This window comes from Streptomyces sp. NPDC002537 (genome assembly GCF_053594975.1).
Genome location: NZ_JBSFWT010000040.1, coordinates 45,772 through 65,750, shown reverse-complemented (window position 1 = coordinate 65,750; position 19,979 = coordinate 45,772). Strand labels below are relative to the sequence as shown.

11 protein-coding genes and 1 pseudogene are annotated in these 19,979 nt (G+C 71.0%); 3 read left to right on the top strand and 9 right to left on the bottom strand.

The window, feature by feature from the left end; translation table 11 throughout:
- The 6 genes from ACWD4A_RS19480 to ACWD4A_RS19455 all read right to left on the bottom strand — a co-directional run.
- On the bottom strand, positions 1–343 hold a 343-nt coding region (locus tag ACWD4A_RS19480), incomplete at its 3' end, for a VTC domain-containing protein (RefSeq protein ID WP_451195390.1).
- The gene (locus tag ACWD4A_RS19475; RefSeq protein WP_451195388.1) at positions 340–948 is read right to left on the bottom strand and encodes a DUF4956 domain-containing protein; all 609 of its coding nucleotides are present in this window, start codon (positions 946–948) and stop codon (positions 340–342) included. The genes ACWD4A_RS19480 and ACWD4A_RS19475, both read right to left, overlap by 4 nt.
- 143 nt (positions 949–1,091) lie before the next feature.
- Positions 1,092–2,810, bottom strand: coding sequence for a DNA polymerase/3'-5' exonuclease PolX (gene polX, locus ACWD4A_RS19470; protein WP_451195386.1), 1,719 nt, complete (start codon positions 2,808–2,810; stop codon positions 1,092–1,094).
- 87 nt (positions 2,811–2,897) lie between these two features.
- Positions 2,898–4,805: an MFS transporter gene (locus tag ACWD4A_RS19465; RefSeq protein WP_451195384.1), complete on the bottom strand. Its 1,908-nt coding sequence runs from the start codon at positions 4,803–4,805 to the stop codon at positions 2,898–2,900.
- 210 nt (positions 4,806–5,015) lie between these two features.
- The gene (gene dapF, locus ACWD4A_RS19460) at positions 5,016–5,906 is read right to left on the bottom strand and encodes a diaminopimelate epimerase (RefSeq protein ID WP_451195394.1); all 891 of its coding nucleotides are present in this window, start codon (positions 5,904–5,906) and stop codon (positions 5,016–5,018) included.
- Positions 5,906–6,172 (bottom strand): hypothetical protein, encoded by a 267-nt coding sequence (locus ACWD4A_RS19455; RefSeq protein WP_451195383.1) that lies wholly within the window; start codon positions 6,170–6,172, stop codon positions 5,906–5,908. The genes dapF and ACWD4A_RS19455 overlap by 1 nt, the downstream gene beginning before the upstream one ends.
- 126 nt (positions 6,173–6,298) lie before the next feature.
- On the opposite strand from ACWD4A_RS19455, the pseudogene ACWD4A_RS19450 reads away from it, so the two are divergent.
- The 3 genes and pseudogenes from ACWD4A_RS19450 to ACWD4A_RS19440 all read left to right on the top strand — a co-directional run.
- Positions 6,299–7,057: pseudogene (locus tag ACWD4A_RS19450) on the top strand (GntR family transcriptional regulator); the annotation flags it as partial.
- A 198-nt stretch (positions 7,058–7,255) separates the two neighbouring features.
- Positions 7,256–8,164 (top strand): hypothetical protein, encoded by a 909-nt coding sequence (locus tag ACWD4A_RS19445; protein WP_451195381.1) that lies wholly within the window; start codon positions 7,256–7,258, stop codon positions 8,162–8,164.
- A 200-nt stretch (positions 8,165–8,364) separates the two neighbouring features.
- Positions 8,365–9,333 carry a fatty acid desaturase gene (locus ACWD4A_RS19440; protein WP_451195379.1) on the top strand — a complete coding sequence of 323 codons (969 nt, stop codon included), beginning with the start codon at positions 8,365–8,367 and terminating at the stop codon, positions 9,331–9,333.
- Between the two features lie 74 nt (positions 9,334–9,407).
- Here ACWD4A_RS19440 and ACWD4A_RS19435 read toward each other — a convergent pair whose 3' ends face one another.
- From ACWD4A_RS19435 to ACWD4A_RS19425, 3 genes are all read right to left on the bottom strand, one after another.
- The gene (locus tag ACWD4A_RS19435; protein WP_451195378.1) at positions 9,408–10,343 is read right to left on the bottom strand and encodes an NAD-dependent epimerase/dehydratase family protein; all 936 of its coding nucleotides are present in this window, start codon (positions 10,341–10,343) and stop codon (positions 9,408–9,410) included.
- Positions 10,344–10,824: 481 nt separating this feature from the next.
- A complete protein-coding gene (locus ACWD4A_RS19430) occupies positions 10,825–13,101 on the bottom strand; it encodes a UvrD-helicase domain-containing protein (RefSeq protein ID WP_451195376.1) in 2,277 nt (758 codons plus the stop codon).
- Complete coding sequence (locus ACWD4A_RS19425) at positions 13,098–19,868, bottom strand: DEAD/DEAH box helicase (RefSeq protein WP_451195374.1); 6,771 nt, start codon at positions 19,866–19,868, stop codon at positions 13,098–13,100. The genes ACWD4A_RS19430 and ACWD4A_RS19425 overlap by 4 nt, the downstream gene beginning before the upstream one ends.
- Positions 19,869–19,979: the final 111 nt, after the last annotated feature.

Below are 19,979 nucleotides of genomic sequence, written 5' to 3'. Positions count from 1 at the left end.
GTTCGCGGATCTTGAAGCGGAGGCGGCGGCCTTGGCGGTGGTCGTGGAAGGAGCGGAGGGTGGGGGTGTCGTAGTAGACGGAGTGGTAGCGGAAGGCGCGGCGGCCGTCGATGGTCAGGGCGCGGAAGGGGCCGTCGGGGCGGTGGGGGTCGGTGAGCTGTTCGGCCATGCGCAGGAAGACGGGTGCGGGGACGAGGTAGCTGTGGTCGAAGCGGGCGAGGAGTGCGGAGCGTTCGTTGACCTCGGCCAGGGTGATGGGTGCGGTGGCGTGGGCCGCTTCGTGGATCGCGTGGACGGCGGCCGGTACGTCGTGGGCCCGCGGGGGCGCGGCCGGGGCACTCATACCGACTCCCAGGCGGGCACCTCACGGCGGGCGGGCAGGACGCTCGGCCCCTGCTCGCGGTAGCGGACGTCCACGACCGTCAGATCGCGGACGAAGTCGACCTCCGTGACGGTCCAGTGCAGCGGTTCGCCCAGGCGCCGGACCAAGTCGGCACGCAGCGCGGCCGGGTCGCGGTGCACGGTGTCGAGGGTGACGACGGCCCGGCGGGAACGGGCCAGGAGCCGGGGACTGTCGGCGGCCCAGACGACCAGGAGCAGAACGGCACTCAGCCCGGTCTTCACCGAGAGCGCCAGGTGCGGCAGACCGCAGACGAGACCGAGGACGAGGGTCGTGAAGTAGTACGCGACCTCCTCGTGCTGCACGGAGTCCGACCGCAGCCGGACGATCGACAGCACCCCGAAGAGACCGAAGCCGAGCGCCGCCCCACCGCTGCCGCCCACCTCCGCGAGGGCGGCGACCACCGTGAACAAGCCGGTGTTCAAGGCGAGATAGGCCGGCACGAGATCGCGCCGACGGTGGCGCGGATAGTAGACCGCGAAGGTCAGCAGACAGACGGCGACGAGGTCGAGCCCCAGATGTGCCGCGAGATGCCGGAAGGTGTCCATGATGCGAATCCCCCTGCGTGGCGAATGCGTGTCGTTCTGGACACAGAGAGTAACCACATCCCGCCCGATCGCGCTTCGCCTGTGGAGAAAGGGTTCTGCCGACGTCCGCGCCCCTGCCCGCGCTTGCACCTGCGCGCGGCTCGTCAGCCCGGACCGAGGAAACGCCGCAGTCGTTGCAGCGGCCAGGTGTTGACCACGTCGTCCTTCGTCAGCCAGCCGCGCTGCGCCGTGCCCACGCCGTAGCGCATGTACGGGAGGTGGGTGATGGCGTGGGCGTCGGTGTTCACCGCGAACTTCACGCCGTACCGCTTCGCGCGCAGGATGTCCTCGTCGCACAGGTCGAGCCGCTCCGGGTGGGCGTTGATCTCCAGGGCCGTGCCGGTCCGCGCGCACGCCTCGAAGACCGCGTCGAAGTCGGCGTCGATGCCGGGCCGTTTGCCGATCAGCCGGGTCGTGGGGTGTCCGAGGATCGCCACATGGGGGTTCTCGCAGGCGCGCACGAGCCGCCGTGTCAGCTCCTCGCGGCTCTGGCCGAAGTGGGAGTGCACGGAGGCGACGCACAGGTCGAAGCCGGCGAGGAAGGTGTCGGGCCAGTCCACGCCGCCGTCGGGGCCGATGTTGAGTTCGGTGCCGTGCAGCACCCGCATCCTGCGGTGTTTTCCGTCGAGCCGGCGCACCCGCTCGCGCTGGGCGAGCGCCTTCGCGTCGGTCATGCGCTGCATGGCGAGGTCCGGGGCGTGGTCGGTGACGGCGTAGTAGGCGTAGCCGCGCGCGGCCGCCGCGGCGACCATGTCCTCCAGGGAGGCGAGCCCGTCCGTGAGGTCGGTGTGCGTGTGCAGGTCGCCGCGGATGTCGTCCTCGGCGACCAGCTCGGGGAGTTCGTCCCGCAGCCCGGCGGCGATCTCGCCGCGGTCCTCGCGCAGGGTCGGGGGGATCCAGGGCAGCCCGAGCCGGGCGTAGATGTCCTCCTCGGTGGCGGAGGTGATCTTCCGGCCGCTCCTGACGTGGAAGAGGCCGTATTCGGAGAGCTTGTACTTGTGGTGGACCGCGATCTCGCGGATGCGGATGTTGTGTGCCTTGGAGCCGGTGAAGTAGAGAAGTCCCGCTCCCCAGGCGGCGGGTGGCAGCACGCGCAGGTCGATCTGGAGCCCCTTCACGGTGCGGATGGAGGTCTTCTTCGGGCCGCGCACGATGACCTCGGCGGCGTCCGGGAGTGCGCAGAAGGCCTCCATGAAGGGGGCGGACCGTTCGGCGGCGACGAGGATGTCGATGTCCCCGATGGTCTCCCGCATGCGGCGCAGCGATCCCGCGTAGGTGCATCCCACGCAGCCGCTCACCTCGGACAGTGCGGCGACGATCTGTTCCGCGTCCTCCATGGCGGTGCCGAGGAGGATGCGGCTGCCCGCCTTCCGCATGAGTTCGATGCCGTGGAGGATGTTGGCCTCGGTCTTCTCGCCGAAGCCCTTGAGGCCGCGCAGGCGCCCTTCGTGGACGGCGTCGAGCAGTTGCGCCACGGAGGAGACGCCCAGCTCCCGGTGGAGGACCAGGGCCTTCTTCGGCCCGAGGGTGGGAATGCCGATGAGTTCGCGGACCCCGGCCGGGACGGCCGCCCTGGTCTCCTCGATCGCGGGGACGCGGCCGGTGCGCAGGTACTCCTCGACCTTGTCGGCGATCGACCTGCCCACGTTGGGGATCTCGCGGAGGGCCTCGGCGTCGAGCTTCGAGATGTCGGCGGGGTGGGCGCCGATCGCCCGCGCGGCCTTCTCGTAGGCGCGCACCTTGAAGGCGTCACCGCCGGTGATCGCGACGAGGTCGGCGTACTCCTGCAGCAGCGCCTCGACCTCGGCATTGGGCCGGGCCATGGGTTCAGCGTGCCACCGCCCGCGCGTGGGCGCGCGTCCACGGGCGGTGCGCCGCCGCGGGCCGTCCGCCGCCGTGGGCGGAGAGGGTCAGCCGGGGGTGTCGCCGAGTCGCTCGGCGAGCCGGAACAGCGCGGGCAGGGCGGCGCGCACGGCAGCCCGCTCGTCCTCGTCCAGCGTCGCGAGGGCGGCGTCGAGGCGGAGTTCGTGGGCCTGTGTCCACGCGTCGAGCTGGGCGCGGCCGGTGTCGGTGAGGGTGACGGCGGAGGCGCGCCGGTCGTCGGGGTCGGTGGCGCGGGCCACGAGCCCGGCGCCGGTCATCTGGCCGATGAGCCCGCTGACGGTGCTGGTGGCCAGGTGGCGGCGGGCGGCGAGGTCGCTGACGCGGGCGGGCGACCGCTCGGCGAGGACCTGGAGCAGCTCGACCTGGGCCATGGGGAGCTGCTCCCACGGATAGTCGGTGCGGATGGAGGCGCGCAGGGCCCGGCGCAGGCGGGTGACGGCCTCGGTGAGCAGGCGGGCGTCGGTGGTGCTCGCGCCGGGCGGGAGCCCGGGGGCGGGGTGCTGCGGGGCCATGGGGGCAGGGTATCGGGCCCGCCCGCGGGGCCGGGCGGCGGCGACCGTGAGCAGGGCGGCGGCCAGAAGGGTGAGGGCCGCCCAGCGGCCGCCGTGCGGGCCGCCGAGGAAGAGGGCCAGGCCGACGAGCGCGACGCCGAGCGCCGTGCCGAGCCCGCGGGCCATGTTGACCAGTCCCCCGCCGGTGCCCGCGCTGCCCGCCGGTATGGCACCCATGATCAGTGCGTTGTTGGCGGGGGTGAACAGGCCGAGCCCGAGCCCGAGGACCGCCAGCGGGAGCACCGGCCAGGGGGCGGCCATGGGCAGGACGAGGAGGGCGGCCAGGGCCGCCGCGGCCAGGAGGGCGCCGCCCGTGCAGCGGGCCCGGTCGGAGAGGCCGCCGGGCAGCACCTTGTCGGCGCCGGTCGCCGCCAGCGCGAAGCCAACGGGCAGGGCAGTGAGCACGAGCCCGGCCGTCAGTTCGGACGCCCCGCCCCGAGCGAGCTCGACGGGGACGAGCACCAGGGGCCCGAACAGCGTCAGATAGCCGCACAGCGCCCCGAACAGCCCGGTGGACACGGCCCGTACGCGCAGGATCCCGAGGTCCAGCAGCGGGGAAGCGGTCCGGCGCTGCCGGACGACGAAACCGCGGGCGGCGGCCACCGCGACGGCGCAGAGCGCGGCCGCCGCCCAGCCGGGTACGGGCAGCCCGGAGGCGGTGGAGAGGGCCAGCAGCAGTCCGGAGGTGGCGGTCGCCAGGAGGACGAGTCCCGGCCAGTCGAAGTCCCGGACGGGGGTGCGGACCCGGGTACGCGGCAGCAGGTAGTGCCCGGCGACCAACGCGGCCACCCCTATAGGGACGTTGATGCCGAACACCCAGCGCCAGCCGGCGGCGGACACCAGGGCTCCCCCGACGGTGGGTCCGAGGGCCAGCCCGAGCGCCTGCGCGGCCGCCTGCGCGCCGAGGGCTGCCCGCGCCCTGCCGCGCGGCGCGGTGGTGGTGACGAGCGCGACGCTGTTGGCCTGCATCAGCGCCGCCCCGGCGGCCTGCGCCACACGGAAGACGACCAGCAGGGCCAGGGAACCCGCCAGTCCACAGGCGGCGGACGCGGCGGTGAACAGCAGGAATCCGTACAGGTAGCACAGCTTGCGGCCGTGCGCGTCCGAGAGGCGGCCCGCCGGTACGAGCAGGGCGACCAGCGCCAGCAGATAGGCGAGCGACACCCATTCGACGGCCGCCAGCGAGGCCCCGAACCCGATGCGCAGACTGCCGTAGGCCAGCGTCACGATGCTCGCGTCGAGCTGCCCCATGAAGGCGCCGAGGCACACGGTCGCGACCGCCAGCCGCCAGGCGTGGGGACGCGTCCGCACGCACGCGGGCCGGGGCCGTTCCCGCAGCAGGAAGCGGTGCGGCCCTCCGTCCACACGCGCGTGCCCGGTCATGTGCCCTCCTGAGTACGACGGCCTCTGCCGCCGAGATTACATCGGTGTCCGAACTATTCGGTATCCGCTGCGCACGCAGGAGGCCGGTACGGTTCACGCCCGGGGCGTCCGGCGGCGGATCCAGGTGCAGGCGCAGGCCACGGCCAGCGGAACGATCGTCATCAGCGTCACGGTGGTGACCCCGAGCCCCCGGTGCTGAGCACGCACCCGTCAGACGGTCTGCCCGGCGCCCCGCCGCGACGGCATGTCGACGGTGCCCCGGGCCGTGATCACGGCGGGGCCGGTGAGCTCCATGGCGCCGTCGGGGCGCACGTCCACCGACAGCCGGCCGCCGGGAACATCGACGACGTAGCGAGCGGGAACGGCGCGCGCGGCGCGCGCCATGGCGGCGGCGACCGCGGCACAGGCCCCCGTGCCGCAGGCACGCGTCTCCCCGACGCCGCGTTCATGGACGCGCAGGGCCAGGCGGCCCGGTCCGCGGTCGACGACGAATTCGACGGTCACCCCGAAGGGGTAGGCGGCAGCCGGTTCGACGACAGGGGCGGTGCGGAGGTCTCCGGCCTCCTCCAGATCGTCGACGAAGACAACCGCGTGCGGGTTTCCCATGTCGACGTGGAGGGCGGGCCGACGGCGCCCGGCCACGACGACTTCGACACCGCCGGTGCCGGGCAGTACGGGACGTCCCATGTCGACGGTCACCGGGCCGTCGAAACCGGCGCTGCGATACGGGACATGGACCCGGCGGACTCCGGCGCGAGTCGCTATGGCGACCGTGCCCGGCCCGCACAGCCCGCTGTCCACGAGATAACGGGCCAGCACGCGCATGCCGTTGCCGCACATCGCCCCGTGACTGCCGTCGGCGTTGCGGTAGTCCATGAACCACTCCGCCTCCCCCGCCATCACGACGCCCTCCCGGTCCGCCGTACAGCGCACGGCCCGCAGGACGCCGTCGGCGCCGAGACCCGAGCGCCGGTCGCACAGGTACACCACCTCGCCCGCGGACAAGGCGAGGCGGCCGTCGGGGTCCGGCAGGACGATGAAGTCGTTCTCGGCGCCGTGCCCCTTGGCGAAGCGGTGGGTGCGGCGCGGGACCGGCGGGATCACGGACGGTCTCCCCCACCCCGCTCGAAGCGCATCCAGGCGATCCGTCCGGCGCCGGTCTCCGTCAGACCGAACGTGGTACCCAGATCGAGGACGGCGACGAAGCGCTCCCATTGACGGGTGGCGCGCTCGGTCACCTCGGTCTCGATGCGGACCGCGCCGGGTTCCTCGGTCACCCGGGGCGGGGTGCCGGTCAGGGCGGTGAGCTCCGCGATCGCTGAGTGGATCGCGGCGATCTGGCCCTCATAGCCCACGGCATTCACCATTCGATCAGCCTTCGGTCACCCAAGGTGACATCTAGTCAACTAGCTTCTAGTTAGTGAACTAGATTGTCAATCCATAGAGGTCAGCGCGGGCGACACACAGGTCAGCGCGGGCGAGGAGAGGGTGATATGGCTGGCGACGCATCGACACCCGCGGCTCCCTACCTGCGCGTGGCGGCCGCAATGCGCGCTCGCGTGGCGGAAGGCGTCTGGACCCCCGGCGACCGGCTGCCGTCACGCGGAGAACTGGGCCGCGAGTTCGACGTCGGGGAGAACGTCGTCCGACGCGCCCAGGAACTCCTGATCGGCCAGGGCCTGCTCGAAGGCCGCCCGGGTTCGGGTACGTACGTCCGCGCCCCGTACCGACGCCGCGGCATGCTGCGCACCCCTCCGTACGGTCAGGCCGGCGGCCCCGCCCGCTCCGGGCTCGCGCCGACGGGGTTCCATGGCACCTGGGAGACGGAGAGCACCGCCAAGATCCCCGCCCCGCCCGCCGTCGCCGCCCGCCTGTCCGTCGAGGCCGACGCCCCGTGCGTCCGCACCGTCTACGAGTTCCTGTCCGACCGGCAGCCCGTGATGCTCTCCACCAGCTGGGAGCCGATGGCCCTGACCGGGGGCACCGTGGTCGTCCTGCCCGAGGGCGGACCCCTGGCCGGGCGCGGCGTCGTGGCACGGATGGCCCACATCGGGATCACCGTCGGCCGGGTGGTCGAGGTGCCCCGCCCGGTCCAGGTGGACCGCCACCAGGCACACCTGCTGGGCATCGCGACCGGTTCGCAGGCGACGCTGATCGAACGGACCCATTACGACACCGGCGGGCGGCCGGTGGAGACCGCGGACATCCTGGTCCCGGCCGAACGGTGGGACATCACCTACGACATTCCGCTGCCCCCGGAGACCGGCGCGCATCCGGTGCCGGAGGCGGAGCCCCGTCGGAGGCGTCGCGCCGACGCCGAGCACGAGGTCCGCCCAGGGGCGGCCAAGCGGACCGGGGAGTCGCCGCCCGGCACCGCCTGACCGCCGCGCCAGGGACGGCCCTGGAGCCGCGGTGACTCATCGGCACATCAAATGGGGAGGGGACCCGCCATGCCCGCACCACGCCGCGATCCAGTGAGCCGAGCCGTCGACGCGCTGTCATCGCCCGTACTGAACGCGCTCGTCGGACTGGCGGGCGTCGTCATCCCGGTCCTCGCCTGGATCAGCGCACGCGCCAGCGTCAAGAACGGCCTTCTGATCGCGGAGACCGCGATCGTCATCGTCATGACCGCAAACCACCTTTGGCTGCGCAAGGCCTTCCTCACCCTGCGGAGAGCCACCAGCCTCAGGGCCATGGACGACGCCCACTACTACGACCTGGTCCGCGCCCAGCTGGAGAACGACCTGATCTCCAACTACGGGGAGATCGCCGACGGACACCTGCAGGTCTACGCGAGCGATGTCCCGCGCCTGTCGGTCCTGCTGGTCAGAACACTCATCGAGTCCCAGTCGGCGCCCAAGAAGATCCTGGCCGCCGACCTGACCACCAACCCCTCCCTGCTCACCGGCCGCCGCCCCTACCTGACCGCCAATCGCCATCTGATCCAGGCGGGCGGGAGCATCGACCGGCTGTTCATCTCCTACCAGGACGACCTGAGCCGCGAGGACTACGCGCGCCCCCTGCTCCAGCTCATCGACCAGCACCGCCAACTGGGCGTCACCTGTGGGCTCGCCGTCCGCGACCGGCTGCGCGCCGACCAGGCCGTGGACGTCGTCATCCTCGCGGCCGCCGCGGTACTGGTCGAGGAGGAACAGGGCGACGCCGACTACAACAGGGGCCGCAGCAGCGTGTACTTCAAGGGCGTCGAGCGCTGGGTCGGCCGCTTCGAGTCGGTATGGGGGCACGGCCCCGACTCCGCCCCCATGTTCCTCCAGGCCTACGAGGCCACGGCCCGCCCCATGCTCGACGCCGGCACCTGGGACACGGACCGCGTCAAACAGGCCGTCGAGGCCCTGTAAGAGCCGGAAGCGCGCGGGGCGGCCCCCTCTCCGTTCCGTGCGGGAGCCGCCGCGCGCACAGGGCGAAGAGACAAAGCGACGAAGCACGGAGCGGAGCCCGCACGAAGCGACCTTGCTCACAATCTAGTTGACTAGAAGCACCGTGAGTCACGATCATGCCGGAGGATCCGCCCACTCCTCCGTCTGCCCGGGGACCACCCATGCCGCTCGCCCTGGCCGTGATCGTCTTCGGCGCCGCCCTCCGCCAGGCCGACCGGATCCGGTTCGCCCGAGGACGTCCGCGCGTCGCCGACGTACGCCAGGCGCTGGCACTCCAGCGCGCCCGCGCCAACGACTGGACACCCACCCTGCTGCTGGTGGGACAGTGGCTCCAGATATCCGGCTGGTGGATGCTGGCAGACTGCGGCCCCCTGGGCGCAGCGGTGGCGGCCGTCGGCGTCGCCGTGCACTTCCGCCATCTGCAGGAGATCAGTCACTTCGCCGTCCACGGCGTCCTCGCCCGCACCGCGCGCGCCAACCTGATGCTCGCCGAAATCTTCGCGCACCTCCCGCTCGCACTCGGGCCCGCGGTCGCACGGCGCAAGCGTCACGTACGCGACCACCACCCCCATGCCACCCGCACCGGCATCGACCCCAACCTCGCCGAGCTCCACCGGGCCGGGCTGCGTCCGGGCACCACCCGCGCGAAGTTCACCGCCGCGCTTCTCCACCCCCTCACCCCTCGCGGCATCGGGGCCACGGTGTCCGGGCTCCTCACCCCCCGTGCGGCGGTCGCCGGCACCACCCTCGCCGCCGCCTACCTGGCCGGCGGCTGGGCGGCCGTGGCCTTCGGCGTACTCGTCCCGCGGATCCTGCTCTACCCGCAACTCGCCTGGCTCAGCCTGCTCGTCGAGCACACCTGGTTCGACCCGGACCCCCGCACCGGCCCCCCGGCCAGGGTCGAGGCCGGCCGCTGCCTACGCCTCTACCCCCGCAACCGCGCCCTGGCCGCCCTCGCCGCGGCCACCTGGCTCCCCTACGGCGACCTCCACCACTACGCCCACTCCGCCCACCCCTCCGTCCGCTGGAACTACCTCCCGCCCCTCGAACGCCACCTGGGCAACCCCCACTTCACCCCCGACGGCCTCCGCTCGGTCGCCCGCCGCCACCTCGACGCCCTCACCTCGTAGGCGGAGACGGAGGCGCCGTTGGCCGCGCCCACGACAGCGTCCAGACCCGTGGTCCCACTGAGCGAGGAGACCGGCTAGCCGGCCAGCCGTTCGCGCCACCAGTCCACCGTCGCCTTGAGCTGCTCGCCAAGAGGTGTGGAACCCTCGGAGAATTCCGTGCGGTAAGCGGTCGAATCCATGAGGAACGGGCGGTCGAACTGATACCGGATCTCCCCCAGTTCCCTCAACAGGGGCGAGAAGAGCGAGGCCGCACGCAGGACAACCGGCGACAGGCGGCGCACCGGAACCGGCTCCACCCGGGCCTGCGCCGCGAGCCTGTCGGCCATCTCCCGGATGGACAACGGGGGTTCCGTGGGGACATGCCAGGCCCGCCCCCACGCCCGCTCCTGACCCGCGACCTCGACCAGGGCCCTCGCCACGTCGGGGAGGTAGCTCCAGCTGTGCGGAGTGTCCGGGTCGCCGAGCACACTGACCGGCTTGCCGCGCAACAGTCGCGGCATCGCCCGCGAGGCCAGGTGCCCACCGTCGGTCACACCCGGCCCGAAGAAGTCCGAGGCGCGCACCTCGACCGCCTTGACACGCCCCTGCTCGTGCAGACTCCGCGCCTGCTCCCAGACCGCGGCCCGCACACGCCCCTTGACCCCGGTGGCCGCGAGCGGCAGGGACTCGGTCATCTCGCCACTGACGGGGCCATACCCATAGAGATTGCCCAGAATGACGAGAACCGCACCGGTCGCCTCGGCCGCGGCATTGACCGACGAGGCCAGCGGCGGCCAGTCCCGAGCCCACCGATGGTAAGGAGGCGAAGCACAGTTGTAGACCGCGACCGCACCCCGCACGGACGCGGTCAGCCGCCCGGAGTCCGCGGCGTCCAAGGCAACATGCTCGACCCCGGGCTCCGCCCGCCCGCCCGACCTGGTGATGACCCGCACCGAACACCCTCGCTCGACCAACAACCGAGCGGTGGCCGCACCTGCGGGCCCGAAACCGATGACGACATGAAGACTCACGGGGCGCACGTTAGCTCAGCGCGCTGGGCCGCGGTGAGAGGAGACCTTGTCGGCAGGTCAAGCATCCTTCGCCACCCGCTTCAAATCGCCACGCACTCCATATGATACGTCATCGGCACAATGTGGACAGGAAACGTGCCGCAGGAAGCAACAGGCCAGAGTGACCAGCTCATGGAGGCAAGCGAACGGGCCAGGCGCGCGGGCGCCCTGAACGCCTACCCCGCTCCGTCCTCATCGTGGGGCCGACAATCGCGCAGGTACCCGCTCCTTGCCCTCAGAGTGGCGGCAGCCATCGTGCCGCCTGTTCACGCCTGACCCGTTCGGCATCCACGTACCACTGACGGGGATCCGGATCTGGCCTCTGCCATGAGTGCTTTAGGTATCGCCCTCCATGACGAAGCGATGCTCGACGTCCTCGTGGAGGACCTTGACATGGCCTGAGACCGTCGGCGATCGGCCGCACCACGCGACGCACCCGGCATCACCCCCGAGGGCGATCCGTCCCCAGAGGGTGGAGGAAGCGGCTCGGTTCACCGTGCCAGGAGATGGTGAGGGCGTCCCGCGCTCTGGTGGCGGCGACGAACAGCAGGGAACGGGCCCGCTGCAGTTCACGCCTGTGCCGTAGTCGGTCCGTCCGTTCCCAGGTGTCCACTGTCGAGCGGGGAACCAGGCCATCCGACACACCAGCGATGATCATGCGACGGTATTCGAGCCCCTTGAAGCGGTACATGGTGCCGACGTGCACGCCTTCGTTCCCTCGCGGCCCTTCCCCGGTGATCTTCGTGGCCGTGATCCCCCGTCCATGAAGCCGGGACACGACATCATCGGCCATGTCGTTCGTAGGCACGCAGACCGCGACAGACTCACGGGGGACGTCGTGCCATGTCTGCACCTGGTCCACCACAAGGCCGAGTTCCTCGTCCCAGCTGTCCGCCCGCCGCAACGACGGGCGCCCCCCGTGCAGCACCGACCGGTATCCGGCCAGGTCCTCGGTGGCGCCGTCGAGGTCGTCGTAATCCGTCCCTTCGAGGATTCCGATCGCGGATCCCAGGATCTCGCGCGTCGTGCGATAGCTGAGCGTCAATCTGGCCGAGCGGCCCCGGATGTTGACGCCCAGGCTGCCCAAGGTGACCTGGTTGTCATAGATCCTCTGGTGGGTGTCGCCGACCAGGAAGAGGTCGTCGGGCTCCTGCGGCACCATGGCACGCAGCATCTTCCAGTGCGCGGCGCCGAGGTCCTGGGCCTCGTCCACAACGATGTGCCGGTAGCGGTAACGCAGCCAGGCACCGGTACCCGATTCCGCGTGGATGTTGCCAGGTCCGCCGCGTTCCTCCTGCTGCCGCCGACGATCCTCGATCTTGTTCCTGCGGGCGATCTCCAGCTGGGCCGCACGTTCGGCGACCTGACGGTGGGTTTCGAGGCCCCTGACATCCAGTCGCTGGGTGAAGCGCTCGGCAAGCTGCCAGATCTCGGCCCGGTCGGAACGGGAGACACTGCGCCCCCGCCCCGCACGCCGGGCCCGGAAGTACTCGGCGCGCGATGCCACGGCCTGGCCGAGGACCACCTGGTTCCACTCGTCACTGAGGAACTCGGCGTCCCAGCGGTTCTCCCCGGTCTCCACGAGCAGTTGGCGCCACTCGCGCAGAGCCTGCGCGTCGTCGATCCTGCGCTTGGTGTTCCCGGGGTCGGACTCGCTGACCACGCGTGTGGCCAGCTGGTCGACATGCAGAATGTCGACGCGGGCAAGCGTCTGCGGGCCACCGAGCGAGAGGAGACGGGAGCGCAGGTCGGCGGCCAGGTTCTTGTTGAACGTGGTAAGGAGGACCGGTCTGTTGTGCCCGGGAGGCAACTGCTCCACGAGGTGTTTGACCCTGTGCAGGGCGACAATTGTTTTCCCCGTGCCGGGTCCTCCGCCGACTCGGGCCGGGCCGGAGAAGGTCCGGTGCACCAGCTTTTCCTGTGTGGGGTGGAGGAATACCTTCCACCGCCCGAAGTCGCCTTCCTCGATGATGCTCCGCAGCGAATCGTCATCAGTGATCACCACGGCCTGCGAACGATCGGCCGCCGCCTGCCAGTCCTCGGCGAGGGTTCCCTCGCGGCGTTCCTCGGACGCGATCGCTGCCGGCTCGGCCACCTCCTCTTTGACCTGCCCGTACGGAATTCCGTCGCGCAGCCGGAGCAATACCTCTCCCGTGTGCCGGGGAGCGTACTCGGCGAGCCCCAGCAGCTCGTCGTCCGTGGTGAGCTTGAGGGCGATCGGGATGAGGGGCTCGGCCACCCCCAGGTCCGCCAATTGCCGTGCGGTGTACCGCGCGAACAGCGGTGACTCGCCCTCCGGCCCCGGAGCCGGTTCCTGAGCGGGCTCCGCCGCGGGAACAGGCCTGCGGAGGACGTCGTCCTCCACGATCTGGAGGTCCACGTATTCGATCGCACCGGTGACCTGGTTGATGCCGTATGCGAGCCGATCCAGGTTCCGGTGGACGTGTCCGCGGTGTTTGACCGAGACCAGCAGCCAGTCGTTGCCGCCCAGGCGCAGCAGCAGCGCCCGGTATTCGCGGTTGACGCGCGCGGACCACAGCCGCTCGTGTCCCTTGAGCGGCTTGAGGTCGAAGCCTGCCGCCTCGGGATTCTTGCGGAACTCGTGCTGGAACTTGTAGACCGCCCCGACGATCGCCCGGTCCAGCTTGACGATCTCCTTGTCCGCCTTGTCGAGCAGGCGCAGCGTCGCACCCGCGGTCGGCGAGCCGGTGCTGGTCATCGGTCGTGCTCCTCGTCGTCGTTCGTGGCCGGACGATGGTCTGTTCCGGTCCTCGTCAGGGCATCGGCGAGTTCCCGGGCGTCCCACTCCACCGCGGTCCGTACGGTCCAGCCCGCTGTCGCGTATGCCTGGTCACGGTCCCGTGCGTCGCGGTCCTCGGCACCGTCAGCTCCTGACTGGTGGGCGAGGACGACGCCGATGCGGTGGGCAGGCCAGGCCAGTTCGGCGGGCCAGGCCGCTTCACCGAGTTCGAAGCCGGCTTCAGGAGCAGGCACTCCCCACGCCGCCAGCGCGTCGGCGAGGCCGACGAGGCCGGGCTCCTCGACGAGGTACTCGATGACCTCGTCCCAGGCCGGGTCGCGCACTGTCTCACCGGCCAGCTCGGCCGCGGGCGGCGCCCCAGTCGCGGTTGTCTCCGCACCCGCATCGGGTTCGTACGGTCGTCTCCGCGACTCCAGCCAACCCGCCCCGCCGGTCACAGCCAGTTCCACAGGGTCGAAGCCGGACAGCTGACTGGAGGCAAGCTGTACGCCGTCGCCCTCGCCCTCATTGAGGAATTGCAGCAGATTGGTCCAGTACAGCCAGGCCTGCCAGCGCCTGCGGTGCGCGTTCTCGTCGCCGCCCACCGTTTCCGGACTGTCATCGAGCACGGTGAGCGCGCTCCACGCCGCACCCGCTTGTCCCTTGCGTAGGTCGAGCGCGATCGTCAGAGGACACCCGCTGCCGTCCTGAGTCGCCATGATCTGGACCGCGCCCTGGCCTCCGGACAGCCGCTTGCCCGCCAACGCATCGGCGATGCAACGGCCGATCTCCGGCCCGTCCGCCAAGGCCCGGCTGGTCGCGGAGACCGCGGCGAATCCAGCAAGGACACTTTGAGCACGGCGACGCCACGCCTCGTTGTCCGGGGTGGTCAGGTAGCCGATCAGGGTCTCGACGGGGTTGGCCCAGACGAAGCGCGGCAGGTCGCGCGGGTCACCGCCGTGCACACGGCGGTGGATGTCCGACGCAGTCTTCTGTGCCGTGTTCTGGTACGGCACCCACACAGGAGCGGTCGGCGGCTTCGTCTCTCCGGCCCAGCCACGTACATCATCCCAGGTCAGCTGGAAGACCTGCCAACCGTGTCCGGCCCGCAGCCGGGTGCGCTTGGCCGCGTCGCCCGCGATGCGGTTGTGGTCGGGGCTCGCGTGGTAGCGGTAGCCGTCCAGGTAGACGGCGACCCGCCTCCGGTCGTCGTCAAGGCTACGGAAGACCACGTCCGGCACCGTGAACCCTAGATCAGTCTGCGTCTCCATGCGCCAGCCGCTGACCGTGCCGTCAGGCGCGGTGAACCGCAGCGTCGTGTCACGTTCTCCGTCCGGTGTGAGCGCATTACGAACGCTCACCTCGTCGACACGCTCCGCCCAGGCGAGAAGCCCACGGCGGAACAGCGCTTCGAGCTCGCTCTCCACCTGCTGGACGAGGGTGATGTCCTGCGTCGTGGCGGCTTCCTCGACGGCCCAGCCGTCGCCGGCCCGGCCGAGGAGCTCACCGAGCATGTCGAGGGCGTGTTCCCGCGAGACCAGTTCGTACTCACTGTCGCTGACATGCCGCAACAGGCAGCGGTGGCAGGCAGGCCGGTTCTCGCCGACGCACGGGCACCGCTCGATGACCTGCCGGGCCCGGGTCAGCACGTCACGCAGCCCGTCGGGGCCCGCGAGCCGGTGCAGATAGCCGGTGCCGCCGGGCAGGGAGTCGTACAGCACGAGGAAGCGCCTGCGGACGTCGCTGCCGGGCTCGGGCATGGAGTCGCTGACCACGGCCAGGTGGTCGGGGTCACCGCCGTAGCTCTGGGCGATGCCCGCGAGGAGCAGGGCCTTGAAGGAGACCAGGCGTTCCTGGGTGTGGGCGGTGACAGCGGGGATGAGGATACGTAGTGCCTCGCTGCGCAGCTCGTGGGCGAGCAGCAGTCTGACACTCTGCTGCGCGGCTTGGGTCTCGCCGAGCCCGTCACGCAGCCGCGGGCACCAAGGGCGATGGTATTTCGTGGCCCGGGACGTGACGAGCGCATCCTGCTGACCGGCATGTACGGCCGCGGGTCCACCGTCGGCATCGGCGTATCCGCAGGAGTCGCAGACCCAGAAGGGGTTGAGCCGTACGCGGCGACCCGCGAAGGCATCGTCCGCTCCATTGTCCACACGGGACGCACCTACGTTGATGTGCCGGATCACGGCCCGGCGGGTGAACTCCCAGCCAAACGTGGCCTTCTTGTGCTTCCACCCCGCTTCGACATCTTCCTGCGGGATGTCGACGGCCGGCACGACGGTGTAGTGCCGTCGCTCGCGCTCGTCGGTGTCGTCGCGCACGCGACTGTCGTCGCGCTGGTCCCGGGCCAGAACACGGTGGGGCACCAGCACCTTGTGCAGACAGCCGACGTCGCCGATGGCCAGGGACTTGCACCGGGGGCACGCCGAGGAATCCAGCTCCGCCTTGTGGGTGCGAACGTGCCCGCAGTCGGGGCAGACCCGCCACCACAGCCACGTCGGACGGCTGGGACTGCCGATGTCGAGTCCGGTGATCCGGTGCTTGTAGCCCTGGACGTAATAGTGGTTGCCGGGTGCGAAGTCCCCCAGGGCCAGGCGTGCCGGACGGTCGTACTTGAGCACCTTGCTGTGGTGCTCCGGTTGTCCGTCCTTGCCCTCCTCCCGCCAGGTGAGGGTGGCTTCGAGCTCGGTCACGGAGTCGACGAGGCTGTAGTTGGGCAACAGCCCAAGGTCGACGAGCGCTCCGTGCGCCGTGGCCCGGCTGATCTCGCCCGCTCTCCGGGATACGGCCCGTCGTTCGGCGCGCAGTTCCCGGCCCTGGCGCTCATGCTCTGGGTCACCCGCCACCAGCGCCTTATGCGCGTCGTCGATCGCCTTCATCCGGTGCTGCATCTCGGCGCGCCGGTCTTCCCACTGCGTGCGCGCCTTGTCCAGGGCTTCGGCGAGACCACCCGTCGCGTACGCGCGCAGTTCGTCAGCCGCCTGCGGGCTCACGCCGGTGCCCTTCGCCTCGTCGTACGGCGGGAAGAGCGCGAGAAACCTCTCGGCGAGCCGGGATCCTTGGCCGACCGCCGCTTGCTGGAACTCGGGCAGCCACGCTGATGGGCCGAACAGGTCGGTGGCCAGGTGGGGCAGCGGACGGACCGCCGCCCCGGCATCGTCGGAAGCGGGCAGCTGCCCCGCACCGGTCAGATCAAGCAGGTGGGCCAGGTACTGCCGGCGCAGGATCTCGATCGCGGACAGGAAGCAGCCGGGCGGCTGGACGTCACCAGCGATCATCTGCCGGGGATCCTCCAGGTAGTAGCGGTCCCGGGGGCCACGGTCGACCATGGTGAGCAGGTAGGAGTTGCCGGTGGCACGTCCGGCCCGGCCCACGCGCTGTACGTAGTTGGCCGGTCCCTTGGGCAGCGAGGCGAGGACCACGGCGGAAAGGTCGCCGATGTCGATGCCGAGTTCGAGCGTCGGAGTGCAGGACAGGACCTGCGGGTTGGCGTAGTGGGCGCTGGTGCCCGCCCTGAACGCCTTCTCGACCACTTCCCGTTTGGGACGGCTGAGGGTGCCGGTGTGCTCGGCGGTGTTGATCGTGTAGACCCCTGCCTCGCGGTACATCCGCCGGTAGAAATCCTGGGTGAAGTCGCGGCGCCGCACGCCGCTCTCCAGATCCTGACCGGTGCGCAACAGCCCGCCGCAGCGGTAACGGGGACACGGCTGTCCGTGCCACTGGTCGGCCAGGTCGGGGTGGATGGTCTGCTCCCAGGAGCAGACAGGGCAGTGGGCCGACGCGTCGGCCACACAGTCGTCGGACAGCTTGCGGACCTGCACGTGGCCGGGCTGGAGACCGTAGACGCGGGTGGCACCGTCCTTGGCGGTACGGGCCGAGAGCACGCCCGCGTCGACGAGTGCGGGCAGCAGCCGGACGAGGAATGCGTTGGCCGCGTCGGGGCGCAGGCCGAGGCTGCGCCGGGTCCAGTCCTGGTACCAGCCGAGACGGCCGGTGACCACGTCGAAGTCGTCACTGCCCTGCTTGGGGCTGCCCAGGAGGAAGGCGGGAGCGGATACACCAGGTGGGAAGGCCGGCATCCCGGTCTTGCGCCCGCCCCAGACGAGCCAGCGCCGCACCCCCGCCTCGTTCAGCCAGCCGTCGAGCCAGGCGTGCCGGATCGCGCCGCGCGTGCGCAGTCGTTCGAGGAGGCCGCGTACATGGCCGATCCAGCGGTCCGGGCCGGGCAGGGAACCGTCCGGGAGCGAGATGTCGCCGGGCGTCGTGTGCAGGAGCTCGCGGACGATTTCGGCGACCGCGTCCGGGTCCACCAGCGGGATATCCGCGGCGACGGTGCGCGTCAGCTCAAGGGTGCGACCCTGCCGGGACCTGAGGCCGAATTCCAGGACCGTCGCGAAGGCGAGACGCTGGGCGATGAGCTCCCAGGTGGCACGTGATCCGCGGCTGCGCCCGGACAGCAGGGTGTCGACGCCACGTACGACGTGCAGGTCGGGCGGGATCACCGCGGCCTGCACGGCCTTGCTCTCGACGACGTCCGCGATGAGATCGGCCGCCAAGTCGCTCAGCGCGATCGGTCCGTCCTCGTCCATGCGGCTGGCGAGCAGGGAGCGGAAGGAGAAGGTGTACGAGCGGCTGGCGACGTATCCGGCCCGGTGTGCCGCGTCCTGCACCGAGTCGTTGAAGAGGAGAGTCTTGTCTTCCTTCAGATTCTTGTCGAGTTCCCCGCCGGTGAACAGTTGGGTGATGGACGCCGCCGCGAGTGCGGCAAGGCCGGTGCCGAGGTAGCGGATGGCGTTGAAGGTCCGGCAGGCCGGGCACTGGTCGCCCGACGCGGCCCGGTCGTCGGCAAGGTCCGCCCACACGAACGCGGCGTCGTGCAGTGGCTTGGCCACGCGCGGTCCCGTACCGACGCGCTGCGCCTGGAAGTCCGCTTCGGGCGACAGCGGCCGCAGACGTCCGTTCAGTCCGTCGAGCACCATCACGGTCGGGCCGCTGCGTGCTTTCTCGCTCACGAAGGCCGCTTCGTAGGCCTGCTGCGGGGTCGCGGAGATCATGTTGCGGACGCGGCTCTTGTCGCGGCTGACGGATGCCCGGCGGATCTTCGTAGCGTTCATGTCGAGCTCCGCCGGATCCGCCTCGGGAGAAAGCGCCGCCCAGCCGGAGCGGCCGCATTCCCGGCAGAAGACGGCAGGCAGGAACACCTGGGCGGGCGGCGGTGCGCTGTCACCTGCGGGCATGGCCTGGGCCGCATCCTCCGTCGGCACAGTGCCGACGCCCCTGTCACCGCCGCCCGTACGCGAGGCCAGTCTGCCGCCAGCGGCAATCCGTTCGTCGTCCCAGCGGAACTCGGCCCTGGCCGCACTGACACCACGCAGCAGCCGGGAGACCGACCGCACCCAGTGGTGGACCTCGATCGACAGCAGGGGGCGTGCGGGATGGTCGGGGTCACGGGCCGTCGACAGCAGGGCGACATAGCGGGCGAGCGCCTGGGCGGCCTTGTCCGGGTTCTGCTGGACGGCCACGCCCCAGTGGTAGGCGTAGCGGGGCAGGACGTCCATGATCTCGGCCATGGTGCGCGGGCGGCCGTCGAGGATCTCCAGGACGGCGGCGGTCAGCCGGTGGCGGCACAGCTGTCTGCCGAGCTGCTGTGGGCTCAGCCCGCTCTTGCCGGTGAAGGCGGCGGCCAGCTGGTCCAGGGTTTCCCGGTCCCGAGTGGGGTCGCCGAGCTCCGCAACCTCGTAGGGGGAGGGGAACGGCAGCGTGAAGTCGCTGTTCCCCGAGAATTCCTGTGCGCTGCGCCGGTCCTCCCCCACCACCGCCTCTGGAGGGAACGGCACGCCGAACACCTGCTCCGCCACGTCCAGCATGGACCCGCCTGCCGCCCTGGACCCGCCCTCCCCCAGGGTGGCCGAGGTGGCGACGGGACACACCCGGCCGAGCGGCCGCCCCGGTTCGTCCAGGCCCGCGACCGCGCCGAGCCTGCGCAGCAGCATGGCCACGTCGGTGCCCTGGGCGCCGTCGTACGTGTGGAATTCGTCCAGGACGACATAGGCCAGCGCGGAGCCGTCCGCCTCGCGCCACAACCGCTGGTCCTCGGGGCGCTGGAGCAGCAAGTCCAGCATCTTGTAGTTGGTGATCAGGATGTCCGGGCGGGTGCGCCGGATCTCGTCCCGGTCGACGGCCACCCGGGGGTTGGTCTGCTTGAACTCCTTCGACGCCTTGTCACCGATGTACAGCGCCGCACGTACCCCCGCGTCCCTGAGCCGCGCGTCCCTGGGGCTGTCGAGGTAGTCGTTGATGCGGTGGGCCTGGTCGGTGGCGAGCGCGTTCATCGGATAGAGGAGGACTGCCTTGACACCCTCCCGCCCGGCCTCACGCTCCCGGCGACAGTGGTCGAGCATCGGGACGAGGAACGACTCGGTCTTGCCGGAGCCCGTTCCGGTGGTCACCAGTGTGGGCGAGGCCGGCCCGTGCAGCGTCGACAGCCGCTCCCACGCCCGCTCCTGGTGGCGGTGGGGGTGGAAGCCTCGCGGCCACCAGGTGAGGTGCCGCTGCCAGGCATCGCCCTCCGCCGCACGGAAGGGTGTGCGGATGCGCAGGTACGGGCCCCGGAAGATGCCGTCCTCCGCATCGGCGAGGAACTGTTCGAGAGCACTGCGGGTGCTTTCGTCGGCCAGCGCGTACGTCGTCGACAGGTACTGGCTCAGGCTGTCGCGTACCTGCTCGGCGGCGAGGGTCGGTCGCACCCCGGCATCTCCTTCGTTCCGTCGTCTTCTTCGATGCCGCCACCCACGGGACGGCAGCACCACGCCCCACGTTAACGGGCGGGTCCGGCATCCCGTCCCTGGCGGGTCGAG